The organism is Frateuria soli, from assembly GCF_021117385.1.
GTDB lineage: Bacteria > Pseudomonadota > Gammaproteobacteria > Xanthomonadales > Rhodanobacteraceae > Frateuria_A > Frateuria_A soli.
In genome coordinates, this window is the sequence record NZ_CP088252.1 from 1,393,254 (window position 1) to 1,411,414 (window position 18,161).

Genomic DNA, 18,161 nt, shown 5'->3' on the forward strand with positions numbered 1-18,161 from the left:
CCCCGGGAGAAAGGCCTTGGCCCGCCTGTCGCGTTCCGGCCCGCTGCTGCTCGTCACCGGCGTTGTCTTCATCCTGCTCGGGCTCGCGCTCGTCCTCGGCGGCGCCTGGCTGATGGCGCTCGGCGGCTCCTGGTACTACCTGCTCGCCGGCCTGGGCCTGGCGTTCACCGGCGTGTTGCTGGCGCTGGGGCGCACACTGGCGTTGTGGCTGTATGCGCTGGTGCTGCTGGGCAGCACCGCATGGGCGCTGGTGGAGGTGCGGCTGGACTGGTGGCAACTGCTGCCTCGGCTGGACATGTGGTTCATCCTGGCACTGTGGCTGTGGTTGCCGTTCGTCAACCGACGACTGGGGTCCGTCGACGCCGCGCACCATGCCGTGCCGGACGGCCCGCTCCGCGGCGGCCGCTGGGCGATCGGCATCGCCGTGGCGAGCGCGTTGGCGGTAGGACTGGTCTCGATGTACCGCTCGCCGCACGACCACCCGGGCGAAGTGGCCGCCGCCCGCATGAGCGCCACGGGCACCGCCCCGGCGCCGTTCGCCAAGCCGGGTGACTGGGTCGCCTACGGCCATTCCGGCTACGGCGACCGCTACTCGCCCGCCACGCAGATCACGCCGGGCAACGTCGACCGGCTCGAGCTGGCCTGGACCTTCCACACCGGCGACTTTCCCGGACCGGGCGACCCGCAGGAGATCGCCAACGAGGTCACGCCGCTCAAAGCCAACGGGATGCTGTACCTGTGCACGCCGCACAACATCGTCATCGCGCTCGATCCCGATACCGGCCGCGAGATCTGGCGTTTCGATCCGAAAATCAACCGCGACGCCAAGAACTACCAGCACATGATCTGCCGCGGCGTGGCCTATTACGATTCCGGCGCCTATGCCGCGCAGGCCGCGGCCATGGGCCTGCCGGCCGACCGCGAACTGGCCGCCGCGGCCTCGGCACCCACCCCGGCCGGCGCGGTGGCGCCGACGGCGATCAAGATCGACACCTGCCCGCGGCGCATCTTCGCGCCCACCGCGGACGCCACCATCGTGGCGATCAATGCCGACAATGGCCAGCCGTGCCGCGACTTCGGCGACAACGGCGTGATCCACCTCTATGACGACCAGCCGGTCAAGAAGCCGGGATTCCTCAATCCGACCTCGCCGCCGACGGTGACACGGCACGTGCTCGTCGCCAGCGCCAGCGTCACCGACAATGCCTCGACCCGCGAGCCCTCCGGCGTCGTGCGCGGCTACGACATCGATACCGGTCGCCTGCTGTGGAACTGGGACCCGTCCGAGCCGCGCCAGACCCGGCCGCTGCCGCCGGGCCAGACCTACATCCGCAACTCGCCCAATGCCTGGAGCGTATTCAGCGTCGACGAGAAGCTGGGCCTGGTCTACCTGCCGATGGGCAACCAGACGCCCGACATCTGGGGCGGCAGGCGCGATCCGAACGCCGAGCAATACAGCAGCGCGATCGTCGCGCTGGACATCGCCACCGGCAAGGTGCGCTGGGTCTACCAGACCGTCCATCACGACCTGTGGGACATGGATGTCGGCGGGCAGCCGACGCTGGTCGACCTGGAGACGCCGGCAGGCAAGGTACCGGCGGTGGTCGCCTCGACCAAGCGCGGCGACATCTATGTTCTGGACCGTCGCGACGGCCACCTGCTGGTGCCCGCACCCGAACGCCCGGTGCCGCAGGGCGCGGCGCAGGGCGACCACGTGTCGCCGACCCAGCCGTTCTCGGCGCTCACCTACCTGCCCGAACGCAGGCTGCGCGAGGCGGACATGTGGGGTACCACGCCCTACGACCAGCTGGTCTGCCGCATCACCTTCCGCAGGTACCGTTACGAGGGCATCTTCACGCCGCCCTCGGTGGAGGGGACGCTGGTCTACCCGGGTAGCTACGGCATTTTCGACTGGGGCGGCATCGCCATCGATCCGGTGCGCCAGGTGGCGATCCTCAACCCGAGCTACATGGCCTTCGTGTCCAGGCTTGTCCCGCGCGCCGAAGCGAAGGATGCGCAGGGCGGGGGCAGCGAACAGGGCCTGCAGCCGATGAAGGGCACCCCCTTCGCCGTCGACCTGCATCCCCTGCTGTCGCCTTTCGGCGTGCCGTGCCAGGCGCCGCCCTGGGGCTACCTGGCCGCGGTGGACCTCATCACCATGGAGAAGGTCTGGATGCACAAGAACGGCACCATCGAAGACCAGGCGCCCTTCGGCATCCCGCTGCCGCTGGGCGTACCGAGCCTCGGCGGCCCGATAGTCACCGCCGGCGGCGTGGCGTTTCTGAGCGGCACGCTGGATTCCTACCTGCGCGCCTATGACGTGCGCACCGGGAGGAAGCTGTGGCAGGCGCGGCTGCCGGCCGGTGGCCAGGCGACGCCGATGACTTACGTGTCCGAACGCACCGGGCGCCAGTACGTGGTGGTGATGGCCGGCGGGCACCGCTCGCTGGGCACCAAGATCGGCGATTCGCTGATCGCCTACTCGCTGCCCAGGCGCTGAGCGCGTGGGAGCCCGCTTGTGGGGCGATGCCGCTTGCGGAAAGGCATCGCCCACAAGTGGGCTCCTACCGCGAGGATCACCCCGGCATGTGCCCCAGCTCCATGCCCTTGGTCTGGCGTACCGCGGGCACCGGGATCGGCGATTCGCTGATCGCCTACGACGCTGAGCGCGTAGGAGCCCACTTGTGGGCGATGCCTCTTGCGGAAAGGCATCGCCCACAAGTGGGCTCCTACAGCGGGATCCCCCGGCATGTGCTCCAGCTCCATGCCCTTGGTCTGGCGTACCGCGGGCACCGGGATCGGCGCTGATCGCCTACGACGCCGAGCGCGTAGGAGCCCACTTGTGGGCGATGCCTCTTGCGAAAGGGCATCGCCCACAAGTGGGCTCCTACAGCGGGATCCCCCGGCATGTCCCCCAGCTCAATGCCTTGGTCTGGCGTACCGCGGGCACCGGGATCGGCGCTGATCGCCTACGACGCCGAGCGCGTAGGAGCCCACTTGTGGGCGATGCCTCTTGCGAAAGGGCATCGCCCACAAGTGGGCTCCTACCGCGGGGATCACCCCGGCATGTCCTCCAGCTCCATGCCCTTGGTCTCGCGTACCGCGAACACCACGAACAGCAACGAGATGAGCGCGAACGCGGCATACAGGCCGTAGGCAAAGCTCAACCCGATCTCGGCCAGCGCCGGGAAGCTGGAGGTAATCACGAAGTTGGCCAGCCACTGCGCCGCCGCCGCCACCGCCATCGCCACCGCGCGGATGCGGTTGGGGAACATCTCGCCCAGCAGCACCCAGACCATCGGGCCCCAGCTGATGCCGAAGAACACCACGTAAGCGTTGGCCGCGATCAGCGCAGTGATGTTCCATGGCGCGGGCAGGGTCAGCCCGGCGCCGCTGCCGACGGCCTCGCTGAAGCACCATGCCATCAGCGCCAGCGTGACCGCCATGCCGGCCGAGCCGACGACCAGCAGCGGCTTGCGGCCGACCTTGTCGACCAGCGCGATGGCGACCAGGGTCACCAGCACGTTGATGATCGAGGTGACCACGGTGATCGAGAATGAATCGGCCTCGCTGAATCCGACCGAATGCCACAGCGCCGAGGAGTAATAGAAAATGACGTTGATGCCGACGAACTGCTGGAACACCGACAGCAGGATGCCGACCCACACCACCGGCAGCAGGCCGAAACGCGGCCCGCGCAGGTCGCGCAGCCGCGGGCGGTACTCCATCTTCAAACTGCGCTCGATCTCGCCCAGCTTGAAGTCCAGTGCGGCATCGCTGCGCATCGCCAGCACTTCGCGCAACACATCGCGTGCCTCGGCCATGCGGCCGCGGGCGACCAGGTGGCGCGGCGATTCGGGTACGCCCAGCACCAGCGCGCCGTAAACCAGCGCGGGGATCGTCGCGGCCAGGAACATCCAGCGCCAGGCTGCCAGCCCGAACCACAGCGGCTCCTCGGCGCCGCCGGCGGCGCTGGCCAGCCACGCATCGGAAAGCAGCGCGGCGAAGATGCCCAGCACGATGGCCAGCTGCTGCAGCGAGCCAAGCCGCCCGCGCACGTGCGCCGGCGATACCTCGGCGATATAGGTCGGCGCGATCACCGACGCCATGCCCACGCCGATGCCGCCGACCACGCGCCACAGGATCAGGTCCCACATGCCTGTGACCAGGCCCGAACCGATCGCGCTGGCCGCCAGCAGCAGCGCGGCGACCTGCATGGTGCGCACGCGACCCAGCCGGTCGGCCAGCGTGCCGGCGTACCAGGCACCTACGGCCGATCCCAGCAGGGCGCAGGATACGGCGATGCCGATCCGGGCGGCGTCGAGCTGGAAGCCTCCGCGGATCGCCTCCACCGCGCCATTGATGACTGCGGTATCGAATCCGAACAGGAAGCCGCCAAGCGCCGCCGCGGCGGCGATCAGCACGATGCGGGCCGTGGCCCTTTGTTCCAGCGCCAGGTCGACTGGCGTCTCCCGCGTACTCATCCGTTCTTCCCCCTTGGGGCCTGGGTGATGGAAGCGCCCGCGGAGAAAAACCCGCTGCGCGGCTGTGCGGCGGCTATGCAGCCCGGGCGGCTTGCGCCACTCGGGCCTCGTTGCCCAGGACGACAGTGGTGCGAGTCTGGCCGTTGCCGGCGCCGCTGTCGGCCTGAATACGTATGCAGATGGGCCGGCACAGCGCGACCGGCCGATGGTAATGTTGTCCGCGCCGGTCGTACCAGAGGTTTCACAACGTGAGCAAGGCCAAAGCGACGTCGATCGACATCGCCCACCTGGCGGGGGTATCCCAGGCAACGGTATCGCGGGCGCTGCGTGGCAGCCCGCTGGTCAGCGAGGAAACCCGCGAGCGCATCCGCGCCGCCGCCGAGCAGCTCAACTATAAGGTCGACAAGAACGCCTCCAACCTGCGCCTGCAGCATTCGGGCACGCTGGCGCTGCTGCTGTTCGAGGATCCGACCACCGACGGCTCGAACATCAACCCGTTCTTCCTCTCGATGCTCGGTTCGATCACCCGCGCCTGCGCTCAGCAGGGCTACGACCTGCTGGTGTCCTTCCAGCAGTTCTCCAACGACTGGCACGCCGACTACGCCGACAGCAAGAAGGCCGACGGCATCATCCTGCTCGGCTACGGGGACTATCTGGCCTACCGCGCACGGCTGGAGAAGCTGGTGGCGATCGGCACGCGCTTCGTGCGCTGGGGCGCGGTCCAGCAGGACCAGCCGGGCGTCTCGGTCGGCTGCGACAATTTCAGTGGTGGACAGGCGGTGGCGCGGCATTTCATCGACCAGGGATGCCGGCGGATCGCCTTTCTGGGCGACGCGTCCAGCCATTACCCGGAGTTCTTCGAGCGTTATCGCGGCTATGTCGACGCGCTGGGGCAGGCCGGCCTGGAGACCGACCAGATCCTGCAGGTGGATGCCGAGAGCACGCAGATGTCCGGCCATGCAGCCATGTCCGAGCTGATCGCGCGCGGTGTCGCCTTCGATGCGGTGTTCGCCGCCAGCGACCTGATCGCCATCGGCGCGATGCGGGCGTTGGCGGAGCAGGGCTACAAGGTGCCCTCCGACGTCCCGGTCGCCGGGTTCGACGACATTCCCATGGCGCGTTTCGCCAGTCCGCCCTTGACCACCGTGCTGCAGGACACCCGCAGCGCCGGCGAAGTGCTGGTGGAAAGCCTGCTCAGGATGATCCGCGGCGAGCCGGCGCAAAGCCAGATGCTGCCGGTGAAGCTGATGGTGCGGCAGTCGAGCGTGCGGCCGTAAGACAGCTCCCGGGGCCGCTTCCCACCGGGAGGGGGCCAGGGGTGAGCGGGATCGGGGCCTGCGGACGGTCACGGCGCGCCCGAAACCGGAAACGCCCAGCGCAGGAACACCGGCAGCATCTTCGCCCACGATGCCTGCTGGTGATGGCCGCCCGGCAGCAGGAACACGCTCACGTCGGCATCGGCTCCGGACGTGGAATAGCCCAGTTCGCGCAAGCCGCCCCGCTCGACGCCATCGCCGCGGTAGCCATCCACCAGATCGTGCAGGTCGTCGATCACGTCGATCACGCCATCGTGGTCGCGATCGTTGGTCTCTTCGGCGGTTCCCGCGGCGAACCAGAACTTCAGCCCGTCCCGTCGCGGTCCGCGATCGACCATCCCCTGGGCCAGCCGTGTGCGTTGCACGGCCGCGGCGTCGCTGCGGTCGGCGGCCACCCAGAACGAGGGCGACATGGCGCCGACCTTGCCGAACACCTCCGGGTACTCCCAGCCCAGGTTGAATGCATTGAGCGCACCCAGCGACCAGCCCATCACCGTGCGCTGGCGGGCGTCGGCACGGGTGCGGTAGTGCGCGTCGACCCAGGGCACCAGCGCCGTGGCGACCCAGGACGAGTAGTCCGCCGCCCTCAGGCCGATCGCCCCGATCCGCGATCCGCCGACCACGCTCTGTCCGCGCCGGCGGTCGGAAAGGCCGTATCCGCTGGCCCGGTCGTGCAGCATGTCGATGGCGACGACGATGACGGGTTCGATCGCGTGCTCGCCGTAGAGCGTCGCAAGGGTCGGCTGCAGCCCGACCGCCTGCATGTCCTGACCGTCGTTGGCGTACAGCACCGGGTAGCGGGCGTCCGATTGCCCGTAGCCGGGCGGCAGGTAGACCGTGACGTGCACGCGTTCGGGCGCGAAGGCCGGCGCATCCAGTTCGAGCTTCCGCACCTGCGCATGTCCCAGGCATGGAATCATCAGGAGCAGTGCAAGCCAGCCGCGGGACCCTGCCTTTCGCAGGAGCCCGCGGGCAGGCGACGCCCCATGGCCAGGCCGGCCAGGGGCGTGGCCCACAAGTGGGTTCCCGCGAATGTGCCGCGGGCGGTCAATCACCCGGATGGCTCTTGTCGCGCATCAGGCGCGTGAGCTCGGCAACGAGGTCGGTGCGGGTGGCCGGGGCGTCGAGCAGGTACACCGCCACATCGTGCGGCCCCACGTCCACGTCCAGCGCATCGCCGTCCGCCACGTCGATCGCCGCGCCGCCCAGCGCCGCCTGCCAGCGGCCCGGCTGCAGGTACTTCGCCACATGGAACCGCGCGGGTCTGTCGCCCTTGTTGAGCAGCACCAGGGCGATCTGGTGCGCGCCGTGCTTCTGGTACACGCGGTAGAACGCCGCCTGGTCACCGTCCATGTGCTCGACCAGCATCAGGCCGCGCTGCAGTGCCGGCGTGCGTCCACGCAGGTTGGCAATGCGCTTGAGCCGGCGATAGATCGGGCTCTTGCCGGCCGCGTCGATGCGCGCCTGTCCGTAGTAATTGCGATTGCCCTCGTGCTCCGCACGCCCACGCTCGAAGCCGGTCTCCGAGCCGTAGTACAGCGCCGGGATGCCGCGGGTGGTGAACAGCCAGTTGTTGGCGTCGATGAAGCCATCGTCGCTGGCGTCCATGCGCGCCATGTCGTGGTTGTCGTAGAAGGTCACCAGCTCGTACGGATTGGCGTACGGGCCGTTGGTCAGGTAGAGCTTCGACTCCAGCTGGCCGTAGTCGCTGCCGGGGTGTTCGAACACCGCCTTGATCGCGCCCTGCTGCGGGAAGTCGAGCAGGCTGATGCCGCCGTTCCGGGTCCAGGTGTACTTGCCGATGTTGTCCGGGCTGTAGTCGAACGCCTCGCCGTACATGAAGAAGCCCGGGTGTTTCGCGCGGATGCGCGCCGAGAACTGCCGCCAGAACGCGGTCGACATGTGGCTGATGGTGTCGATGCGGAAGGCATCCGCGCCCTGGCCGATCCACTTCAGGTAGGCGCCGGTGAAGTAGTCCAGCACCGCCGGGTCGGACTCGTCGTTGTTGGAAAGCTGCGCCAGGTCCTCGTACGCGTGGTAGAAGCGGTGCAGCGGGTTGTGGCGCGGGTCGAGCTGCCACGGCGGCAGGTTCTCCTCATCGGCGATGAGCTTGCCGTGCTGGTCGAAGATCTGCCCGAACTGCGGCTGGCGCACCGGCATGGTGAACGCCGGCGAGCCATGGTTCAGCACGACGTCCTGCACCACCTTCAGCCCCGCCTCGTGCATGCCGGCGGTGAACTGCGCGAAGTCGAGGTCCTTGCTCGGCAGGTGCTCGTCGAGCTTGTAGAAGTTGATGCCCCAGTAGCCGTGGAAGCCGGTCTTGCCGCGGTCGGAGAACTTCGAGCCCCAGCTCACCGGGTCGCCACCGGTAAAGGCCTGGTCGGGGTTGTCCACGATCGGCGTGATCCACACCGCGCCGAAACCCATGCCGCGGATGTAGCGGGCGTTGTCCAGCACGCCTTTGAAGTCTCCGCCCAGGTAGCCGATGTTCGCGCTCTGGCCTTCGGGCGCGCCGGGTACCGGGATGTCGAAAGTGCGGTGCGCGCCACCCTGGTCGCGATGATCGTTGGACGGGTCGCCATCGACGAAGCGGTCGGTCATGACGAAGTAGATGGCGTTGGCGGCGAACGGCGCGTCGGTGCCGTAGAACTCGCGCGGTGCGGTGTCGGCGTGGGCGATGCCGACGCCCAGAGCCAACACCAGCGCGGTCGTGACGATCGTGAGCTTCATGTTGCGTCCTTGAGGGGGATCCGGTGGCTTGCCTGTGCGGCCTGTGCGACGGGTGCGAGGTCGGGCTCGCGCACGCGCAACGTGCACAGGCCCGCCACGACCAGGCTGGCGCCGCCCAGTGCCAGCGCCCAGATCGGCTGGCCGTGGAAAAACGTCTTGAGCAGCAACCCCAGCACGCTGGCGGCCAGCAGCTGCGGGATCACGATGAAGAAATTGAAGATGCCCATGTACACGCCCATCTTGGCCGCCGGCAGGTTGTCCGACAGCAGCGCGTAGGGCAGCGACAGGATCGAGGCCCAGGCGAAACCCACGCCGACCATCGATGCGATGAGCCAGCGTGCGTCGTGCAGCAGCACGAACGACAGCAGGCCGGCGCCGCCCAGGCACAGGTTGACCAGGTGGCTGATGCGCAGCCCCCAGCGGCGCACCATCCACGGGATCAGCAGGGCCGCCGGCACGGTCACGCCGTTGTAGACGGCAAACAGCACGCCGGCCCAGTTGGCGCCTTCGTTGTAGGCCGCGCTGGTGGTGTCGGTGCTGCCGAAGAAACTCTGAGCGACGCCCTGGGTGGTGTAGATCCACATCGCGAACAGCGCGAACCAGGAGAAGAACTGCACCCAGGCCAGCCGCCGCATCGGCGCGGGCATGCCGTACAGGTCGCTCATCACCTGCTGCGGCATGCCACGGCTGCGGGTGAAGGCGACCCAGACGAACAGCAGGCCGGACACGGCCAGGCCGCCGCCCAGCAGGTACAACTCCTTCTCCAGCCCGAAGCGGACGATGGCAAACAGCAGCGCGGCGCCCAATGCCAGCAACAGCGTGCCGAAGCGCCAGGCGCCGGAAGTGTCAACCGGCGCTTCGGCGGGTGCCTCGTCGGCCTGCTCGCGCAGTTGCTGCGGCGGGTACTCCGGGCTGGTGGCGATGGTCCACAGCACGGCACCCAGCAGCACCACGCCGCCGGCGTAGAAGGCATATTTCACCGTGTCGGGCACGCCGCCGGCGGGCGCGACATTGGCCACGCCCGATTTCGCCAGCAGCCAGGGCAGGGCGGAGGCGACGACCGCGCCGATGCCGATGAAGAAACTCTGCATCGCGTAGCCGAGCGGCCGCTGGCGCGGCGGCAGCTGGTCGCCGACGAAGGCGCGGAAGGGCTCCATCGAGACGTTGATCGAGGCGTCCATGATCCACAGCAGGCCGGCGGCGACCCATAGCGCGGGCGCGTTGGGCATCCACAGCAGCGCCAGCGTGGTGAGCACCGCGCCGACCAGGAAATAGGGTCGGCGCCGGCCCAGCCGGTTCCAGGTGTGGTCGGACAGGTATCCGACGATCGGCTGCACGATCAGGCCGGTGAGCGGGGCGGCCACCCACAGGATCGGGATGTCGGCCACGTCCGCGCCCAGGGTCTGGAAAATGCGGCTGACGTTGGCGTTCTGCAACGCGAAACCGAACTGGATGCCCAGGAAGCCGAAACACATGTTCCATATCTGCCAGAAGGACAGACTGGGTTTGCTGCTCATCATGGTGTCCTGTCAGCGATTGGCTTTCTGTAGGAGCGCACCTGTGCGCAACCCGCGGCATAGCGGTCGCGCACAGATGCGCTCCTGCACGGATGTTTCAAAGCGGCGCGATCAGCAGGTCGCCGACATCGGCCTCGTTGAGCGGCCCGGCATCACCACCCGCGCCCCCGGTGTAATGCGCGTTGTGGCGCAGGTAGCTCATGTTGAAGCCGTCCTCCAGGCTGAAGCGGCAGCGCGCGCCGGCCTGCGCGGTGAAATCGGCCCAGGTGGAGTGCTGCCGACCGATGCTGTGCGGCATCACCAGCGGCAGGCGCTGCATGCTGCCGTTGCCGCAATCGACCACCAGCCACTTCACCGCGGCGGTGATGCCGGTATTGATCGGGCCGTGCGTATTGGCGTAGTCAAGCATGGCGCGATAGCTGCCGCTGGCCGGCGCGGTCCAGTGGCGCGGCCATGCGCCGGCCACGTGTGCGCGATCTCCAACGCATGTCTCGGGACTGGGCAACGATTCGATGCCGTGTTTGTCGACACGGGTCACGCGGACGCACTGCAGCGAGTCGGTGCGTGCGAGCGTCGCGCTGCCGTCGATCGCGCCATGCCGGCGCCCGTTGACGTAGAGCACGCCCGTGCCCGGGCTGTGCACGCGCCAGTGATCGCCATCGGCCTGCACCGCTGGCGCGGCCGGCGTGGCTGGCGCGTACAACGGTGCATCGGTACGCAGCGGCTGCTCGGGGACCTTGATCGCCTTGAGCGTCACCACGGTGTGGTGTCCGTCCTGCCGCGAGGAGGCGGCGACCAGCAGGTTGCCGTCGAGCGCGGAAGGGCGGCGCAGCGTGATGCGGCGGTCGCGCAGCTCGAGATCGATGTGGTCGGCGCCGCCGAACAACGTGGGAACCAGAGCCGCCGGAAGCTTGGGTTCGACGCGGCCGTCGGCGGTCAGCCCGAACACGCCCTCGATCGCCACGTCCAGGAAACCCGCAACCGACCACAGCTGCCGCGGCGAATTGACCACCGGACCGCTCAGGGCGCCATCGTCGACGTGGATGCCCTGGGTCAGCAGCTCGTAGTTCTCCATGTTCGAGCCGGCCAGCGCCGCGCCGCGGATGACCGAACGGATCTCGTGCTCGATGCGCGCCGGATTGTCGGTGGCCCTGGCCGCACGCATCGCGTACGCGCTGACGAAGGGCCAGATCGCACGGTTGTGGTAGATCGGCTGGTCCGCGCGCTCGGGCCAGATCACCGGGCTGCCCGAGGGCCAGGCCGGGTAGTTCGCCAGCGCCTGGCGCGCATGCGCCGGATCGGCCACGCCGCTGGTGATCGCCAGCGACAGGCCGAGCAGGTCATAGGCTTCCACCGGCAGGCCGTCGCCGCCGAGGTAGCTCATGTAAAGCCCGCGGTCGGCACGCCAGAAGTGCGCGTTGATCGCAGCCTTCAGGGCGGCAGCCTGGGCTCGATAGTCGGCCGCGTGAGGGTCGCCATGCCGATCGGCAAGGACGGCCGCCAGCTCGAGCGCCTGGTAGTGCAGGACATTGGTGGAAAGCGCGAACGACTGCGCGATGAACCGGACGTTGTCCGCGGTCCATGCCGGATAGGTCTGCTCGCGCCAGTCCAGGAAGGACGTCTCGCCGCGATACAGCCCGAGCCCCGGGTCGAAGGCATATTCCCGGTCCTGCGCCAGCGTATCGTCCAGCGCCCGGCGCACCTTTTCGGCGAAGCCGGCGTCATCCAGCAGGTGTTTCGCGCCAAGGAACCACACGATGCGATCGGTGCTGATCGGCCAGCTGCCGCCCGAGCCGGTGTCCTGCATCACGTACAGGCCCTGGGGCGCGGACGGCACGCGCACTTCGGACAGTTTGAACTCCAGTCCGTTGCGCGAACGCGCGGGGTCGAAACGCCAGAGCCCCAGGTCGATCGCGTACGAGAGGTCGCGTGTCCAGACATAGGGCCATTTCTCGCCCGTCTCGAAGCACAGGCAGGGGATCGGCCGGCCGTGATCGAAGGCGCCGTCGCGGATGGCCTCGACCGAGTCCTGCTTGAGATCGTCCTGGGCCATCGCGTACAGGCCGTCGAACAGGGCGCTCCCGGTGGCAGCCTCGAACGGAGGCCTGGGAATGGCGCGCTTGCCGGTCGGCCATTCGAGCAGGTAGCCGGCATCGCGACCGCGCTGCATCGATACGTGCACGCCGTGCCAGTCGAGGCCGTCGCGCCAGGTCGCGTTCGGCAGGTCCGGACCGGTTGCCATCGAGGCCATCAACAGAAGACTCAGCATGGGTGTTCGAGGCTCCCTGCAGGCATGGGCTTGCGATCGGCGCCATCCCGACGGGAGGCGCCCGGTGAAAGGGCCGTGGGACACGGCCACCTGGGACGTCCGGGCTACTTCAGCACATCAAGCGTGATGGTCTGGCCCTTGCCGGCCGCCACCCGTACCCAGGTCACCGGGCCGAAGCGATCCTCGCCGATGGCCCACCCGTCGTCGGCCGAGGCGCGCAGGGCGTCGACGCTGGCGAAGGCTTCCAGCGCACGGCCGTTGCTGCGCACCGCCTGCGCGGGCTTCCCGTGGAACTTCAGCAGCCAGGACTTCAGCGCCGGCTGGTAGCTGCCCTGGGGTGCCGCGATCGCGAAGGCCACGCTGCCCTCACGTGCTTCCAGCTGCATCGACTGCAGGAAATACTCACCCTGCTCGTAGCCGTAGGTCTTGCCGTCGTCGTCGTAGTAATCGAAACGCGTCGCGTGGGCGGCGGGGAACAGTTCCACCGCCAGCTCGGTGAGCGGGTGCTGGCCGACATGGTCCATCACCGGCGCGACCGGGATGATGGCGCCGTCGCGGATGTACAGCGGGATGTCGCTCCAGTGCCGTGCGTCGGCCTTGTGCTCGATCGTCTGGCCGCCGGCGTAATGCCTGCCGCTGAACCAGTCGATCCACTCGCCCGCGGGCAGGTAGACCGGCTTGACCGTCTGGCCCTCCTCGACCACCGGCGAGACCAGCAGGTGGTCGCCGAACAGCCAGGCGTCGACGTCGTTGCGCAGGTTGGCGTCGGTCGGCCAGTCGAACAGCAGCGGTCGGACCAGGCCGATGCCGGTGGCGCGGCGCTGGTGCTCGTAGCTGTAGATGTAGGGAATCAGCGACTGGCGCAGGCGGATGGCGGCGGTAGCGGCCTTTTCGGCCACCGGGCCGTAGACCCACGGCTGGCGGTGCTGGCCCAGCTCGCCGTGCACGCGGAACACCGGCGTGAACGCGCCGAACTGGATCCAGCGAGCGTAATTTTCCGGCGTCGGCGTGCCGCCCTTGAAGCCGCCGCCGTCCATGCCCCACTGCATGGCGCCCACGTTGATCGCGCTCAGCATGCGCTGGCGCTGGCCTGCCATGCTGGCGAAGCCGGTGCGGATGTCGCCGGACCAGATGCCGTAGGCGTAGCGCTGCGCGCCCAGGTAGAAGTTGCGGTTGAGCGACCATACGCGCAGGTCGGAGATCGCGCGCTGGCCGTCGTAGAGCGCGCGCTGCATGTCCATGTGCTGCAGGTCGACGGCGACGTCGTCGGCCTCGTCGTTCCACCAGCCCACGATGCCGGTCTCGAACGAATGCTTGAGCGCCTTGTTGAAGAACCAGGCGCGCGCGGCGGGATCGGCGAAGTCGAGCTCGCGCACGATCTTGCCGGAGAAGTAGTCGGGTGCCGGGTCGCTCTGCGCCAGCCAGTAACCGTGCTCGGTCGCTTCGCGCCCTTCGACCGTGTCGACGTGGATGCGCGGCTTCATGATGCCGGTCAGGTGCACGCCCTGGGCGTCGAGCAGGGCCTTGAGCTTGCCGTTGTCGCCGTCGGGAAACTTGTGCTCGTTCCAGCGGAACTCGCCGTAATCGTCCTCGCCCCAGGCCTTCCAGTCGAAGTCGAGGGTGAAGTTGTCCAGCGGGATGTGGCGCTCACGGTAGCCGTGGACGATGTCCAGCAGCTCCTTCTCGTCGATGCCCCACTGGCTGTTGGTGAAGCCCATCGCCCACTTCGGAAACAGCGGGCTGCGGCCGCTGACCTGCGCCAGCGCGCCGAAGATCGCGTGCGGGTCACCGAGGAAGACGTAGTAGTCCAGGCCGCCGTCGAACATGCGCGCGTCGATGCGCGTATCGCCCAGCGCTATCTGGCCACCGACGCCGTCGATCAGCACGCCGTAGCCGGCCGTGGTCCATACGAACGGTGCGCCCGCGTGCCCCTGCTCGCCGGCGGTGACCGGGCGGTAGCCGTCACGCAGCAGGCCGGCAGTGGCGGGCTCGGTGGCGTCGAAGCCGCCGATCCCGTACATCGGCTCGCCCTTGGCATGGATCAGGCTTAGGCGACCGTGGCCCAGCGAGGACAGCGCAAACTGGCGCAGCAGGGGCGCCTGACCCGGCACGCCGATGCGCAACTCGCCGTGCTGCTTGTCCCACACCGCTTCGAGCCGTGCGGACTGCAGTCGCGCGCCGCCGGCCTCTTGCGTCACCTGGACGTCGGAGGGCGCCACGGCGTGGAGCGCGGGATCGATCACGATCGTCGGCGCCGGCGCATGGCCGCCCTTGTGGAACTGCACGTGCAGCGTGCCCGGCGCGACCAGCTCGACGCGAAGGGTACCGGCATCGAGCGGGATGTCGAACCCCGGCCGGGCCTGCGTGGCGGTGGCGGACCGGCCCGGCACAGCGTGCGCCCGGGCCTGGGAAAGCGATGCAGCAGCGGAAGAAGGGGACACCAGCAGTACTCCGACAACAAACAACGTGATCGGCCCCATCCACGCGCCCTTGAGCTTTGTGAAAAGTGCGTGCAGGCGATTGAGGCCGGCCACATAGTAGGTGTCCCCGTGCGGGTCACAACACCCGTTTGCATACGTATTCATTCGTGACATGACGCGGTTTTCCGATGGTGCAGCGCACGATCCGGTATCGCGGGCTGTGAGAAAAAAACGGACTCGGCCGTACGCTTCGTTTTCGGGAAGTTCACGTCTTCTCGACGTCGCGAAGCGCGCCGGAACCCTCGCCTTCACTGCAGCACCACGGTGGCGTAGGGGGGCAGGTGCAGCCGGCCGCCGGCGAGGTGCGCATCGGGCGTGCTGGCCAGCCGCAACCGACCGAAGCGTGCCAGCGTGTCGGCCAGCTCGAGCGTCTGGGGCTTGCCCGAGAGGTTGTGTAGCACCAGCACGTCGGCGCCGTCGCCGTCCAGTTCCCAGCCGGCCAGACTCGGATTGGCAATGCCCGGCACGCGAAGCGCACCCTCCCGCAGCACGGGCAGTTCGTGGCGCCAGCCGATGAGCATGCGATACCAGGCGAGCAGCGAGTGCGCGTCGCCCTGTTGGGCGTCGACCGAAACGCCGGGGCCATCGCCGGCGCTGAAACGCTTCCAGCGGCTCTCGCCGGGGCCGTGCGCGGCTCGATGCCAGCGCATCGGTTCGCGCAGGTCCGGGTCGGGCTTGGTGCCGCGCATGCCCAGCTCCTCGCCGTAGTAGATGAACGGCTGACCGGGCAGGGTGAGCAACATCGCGGCGGCCATGCGCATGTGCTGCACGTTGCCGTGCAGCTGGCTCATCACCCTTTCCTGGTCGTGGTTGGAGAGGAACGGCGCGTCCTGACCGGTCGGGATCGCGTGCGCAAGGCGTTGGAGCAGGGCGTTCAGCGCACCCGGGCGTTCTTCGCGCGCGCTGGCGACGAGCTGGGTGGCAAGCGGGAAATCGAACACCGCATCCAGCGGGCCGAACCAGGGTTCGAGCTCGGCCGGCTGCTCGCGCGTGACTTCGCCGACCAGGTAGACATCCGGATCCGCCTGCTTCATAGCCTGGTGGAAGGACCTCCACCATTGGAGGTTCTTGCGCAGTACCGCGGGGTCATCCGCCTGCGCCGCGAAGTCGTAGTACACGTGCTGGGCCGCATCCAGGCGGAAGCCGTCGACACCCTGCGCGAGCCAGTAGCGGCCGACGTCGTCGATCGCCTCTCGCACGGCGGGTGTGTCGAAGTGGAGGTCCGGCATCGCACCGGTGAAGGTGCCCAGGTAATGCTGCCTGCCCAGAGCGTGCCAGGCGGGTCCGCCGGTGGCGCTGGTCGCCCGAAGTTGGGCGTGCGGTCCGGCCCAGGTATACCAGTTGTGGTGCGGATCGCCCGGATCGCGGGCCGCAAGGAACCACGGATGCCGGTCGCTGGTGTGGTTGACCACCAGGTCCATGATGACGCGGATGCCGCGCTCATGGGCCGCATCGATCAGCTGATGGAAATCGGCGAGCGTGCCGTACTGCGGGTTGATCCGGCGATAGTCGGTGACGTCATAGCCGTGGTAACTGGGCGAGGGGTTGATCGGCATCAGCCAGATGCCGTCGACGCCGAGCGACTGGAGGTAGTCGAGCTTGGCGGTGACGCCCTTGAGGTCACCGGTACCGTCGCCGTCGGTGTCGTACCAGGCCCGCACGAAGATCTCGTACCACACGCCCGACGAACGGGACGGTGAATGCGGTTGCGCGTACGCGCGCTCTTCCGGCGAATGATTGCCGATCACGCCATCGCCCGCGGGGCAGGCGAACGGCAACAGCGCGGCAAGAAGCCCGCCGGCGAGCATTGCCTTCCCGTGCAGCCGCATCACGCGGCCGCCGGCGTGATGGCCGCAGCGCAATGCCGCGCGATGAACTCGGCGTGGCCGGGCATGACGTCGACCGCGCGCTCGAGCAGTGTGCGGATGTGCGAAAGGAATTCGTCCAGCTGTGCCTGCTCCAAGGCATCGGCCAGCGGACTATGGCCGGTCGGCACGATGCCCTGGCCCAGCATCACCTGCAGCCAGGCCGGTTCGGCGAAGAGTTCGTCGGCATCGCGCACGATCCGGCCGCCGCTGCGGAACAACGCGATCTTGCGCTCCAGCGGCTCGGGCAGCGCAATCCGGGCGCACTGCTGCCAGAAGGGGGTGTCGCGGCGCGCGATTGCGCGGTAGTGCAGGATCAGGAAGTCGCGGATGCGCTCGTACTCGAACCGCGTCTGACGGTTGTACTCGGCTATCAACGCGGTATCGCAATGGCGGTCGGGAAACAGGTTCAGCAGGCGCTGCACGCCGGACTGGATCAGGTGGATGCTGGTCGACTCCAGCGGCTCCATGAAACCTGCAGCCAGGCCCAACGCAACGCAGTTGCGGTTCCAGCTCTGCCGGCGCATGCCGCTGGTGAAGCGCAGCTGGCGCGGTTGTTCGAGCAGCTCGCCTTCGATGCTCCCGACCAGCAGTGCGGCCGCTTCGTCGTCGCTCATGAACTGACTGCAGTAGACGTGGCCGTTGCCGCTGCGGTGCTGCAGGGGAATCCGCCACTGCCAGCCAGCCGGCCGCGCGTTGGCCTGGGTGAACGGGCGCAGCGGCTCCACGCGGCTGCTCGGCGCAACCACCGCGCGGTCGCAGGGCAACCAGTGCCGCCAGTCCTCGTAACCGGTCTTGAGCGCGTCCTCGATCAGCAGGCCGCGGAAGCCGGAGCAGTCGATGAACAGGTCGCCGGCGATGGTCTCGCCGCTGGCCAGCTGCACCGATTCGATGAAGCCGTCGGCCGGTCGCAGGTGGACCTTGACCACCTTGCCCTCGGTGCGTTGCACGCGCTGTGCGGCGTGCTGGCGCAGGTAGCGGGCGTACAGCCCGGCGTCCAGGTGGTAGGCCCAGCGCAGGCCGGTGAGCGGCGTCTCGCCGACCCGCTCCATGCGCGCGAAGCGGTGTGTGGCGATTGCCCGTGCGTTGAGCGAGTAGGCCCACAGGTCGGGCGCGGCCGGCTCCTGGTGGCTGCGCAGCCAGTGCGAATGGAACGGCAGCAGGCCCAGCGGAAGACCGATGTCGCCGAAGGCGTGCAGGTAGGAGTCGCCCGGGCGGGTCCAGTCGTTGAACTGGATGCCCAGCTTGATCGTGCCCCGTACCGAGCGGAGCAGGTCGTCCTCGTCCAGGCCGAGGAATGCGTTGATCAGGCGGATCGATGGGATGGTCGATTCGCCGACCCCGATGGTGCCGATCTCGTCGGACTCGACCAGCCGGATGTCTACCTGCTCGCCCAGGGCGCGCGAGAGCAGGGCGGCCGTCATCCAGCCGGCGGTGCCGCCGCCCACGATCACGATCTGCCGGATGGGTGAGTCGTTCATGGCATGCTCCCGGGTGCTG

At 68.5% G+C, this 18,161-nt stretch carries 10 protein-coding genes; 2 read left to right on the forward strand and 8 right to left on the reverse strand.

Translation table 11 applies throughout. The features are described from left to right. The first annotated feature begins 16 nt into the window (after window positions 1–16). The gene (locus LQ771_RS06450; protein ID WP_231351526.1) at window positions 17–2,500 is read left to right on the forward strand and encodes a glucose/quinate/shikimate family membrane-bound PQQ-dependent dehydrogenase; all 2,484 of its coding nucleotides are present in this window, start codon (window positions 17–19) and stop codon (window positions 2,498–2,500) included. A gap of 556 nt (window positions 2,501–3,056) precedes the next feature. Here the strand turns inward: LQ771_RS06450 and LQ771_RS06455 are convergent. Next, entirely contained in the window at window positions 3,057–4,484 is a 1,428-nt protein-coding gene (locus LQ771_RS06455) for a sugar porter family MFS transporter (protein WP_231351527.1), read from the reverse strand. A 248-nt stretch (window positions 4,485–4,732) separates the two neighbouring features. Between LQ771_RS06455 and LQ771_RS06460 the strand changes: the two genes are divergently transcribed. Beyond that, window positions 4,733–5,761, forward strand: a complete 1,029-nt coding sequence (locus LQ771_RS06460) for a LacI family DNA-binding transcriptional regulator (protein ID WP_231351528.1) — start codon at window positions 4,733–4,735, stop codon at window positions 5,759–5,761. 68 nt (window positions 5,762–5,829) lie between these two features. Here the strand turns inward: LQ771_RS06460 and LQ771_RS06465 are convergent, their stop codons facing one another. The 7 genes from LQ771_RS06465 to LQ771_RS06495 all read right to left on the reverse strand — a co-directional run bounded on the left by LQ771_RS06465 (window position 5,830) and on the right by LQ771_RS06495 (window position 18,142). After that, window positions 5,830–6,720, reverse strand: coding sequence for an alpha/beta hydrolase (locus tag LQ771_RS06465; protein WP_231351529.1), 891 nt, complete (start codon window positions 6,718–6,720; stop codon window positions 5,830–5,832). A 127-nt stretch (window positions 6,721–6,847) separates the two neighbouring features. Next, window positions 6,848–8,530: an alpha-amylase family glycosyl hydrolase gene (locus LQ771_RS06470; protein WP_231351530.1), complete on the reverse strand. Its 1,683-nt coding sequence runs from the start codon at window positions 8,528–8,530 to the stop codon at window positions 6,848–6,850. After that, the gene (locus tag LQ771_RS06475; protein WP_231351531.1) at window positions 8,527–10,047 is read right to left on the reverse strand and encodes an MFS transporter; all 1,521 of its coding nucleotides are present in this window, start codon (window positions 10,045–10,047) and stop codon (window positions 8,527–8,529) included. Before LQ771_RS06475 ends, LQ771_RS06470 begins: the two co-directional genes overlap by 4 nt. Before the next feature lie 97 nt (window positions 10,048–10,144). Beyond that, the gene (locus tag LQ771_RS06480) at window positions 10,145–12,316 is read right to left on the reverse strand and encodes a glucosidase family protein (protein ID WP_231351532.1); all 2,172 of its coding nucleotides are present in this window, start codon (window positions 12,314–12,316) and stop codon (window positions 10,145–10,147) included. Window positions 12,317–12,420: 104 nt separating this feature from the next. Beyond that, a complete protein-coding gene (locus tag LQ771_RS06485; protein WP_231351533.1) occupies window positions 12,421–14,706 on the reverse strand; it encodes a glycoside hydrolase family 31 protein in 2,286 nt (761 codons plus the stop codon). Between the two features lie 338 nt (window positions 14,707–15,044). Beyond that, window positions 15,045–16,625, reverse strand: a complete 1,581-nt coding sequence (locus tag LQ771_RS06490; RefSeq protein ID WP_231351534.1) for an alpha-amylase family glycosyl hydrolase — start codon at window positions 16,623–16,625, stop codon at window positions 15,045–15,047. Then, window positions 16,625–18,142, reverse strand: a complete 1,518-nt coding sequence (locus LQ771_RS06495) for a tryptophan halogenase family protein (RefSeq protein WP_231351535.1) — start codon at window positions 18,140–18,142, stop codon at window positions 16,625–16,627. Before LQ771_RS06495 ends, LQ771_RS06490 begins: the two co-directional genes overlap by 1 nt. Window positions 18,143–18,161: the final 19 nt, after the last annotated feature.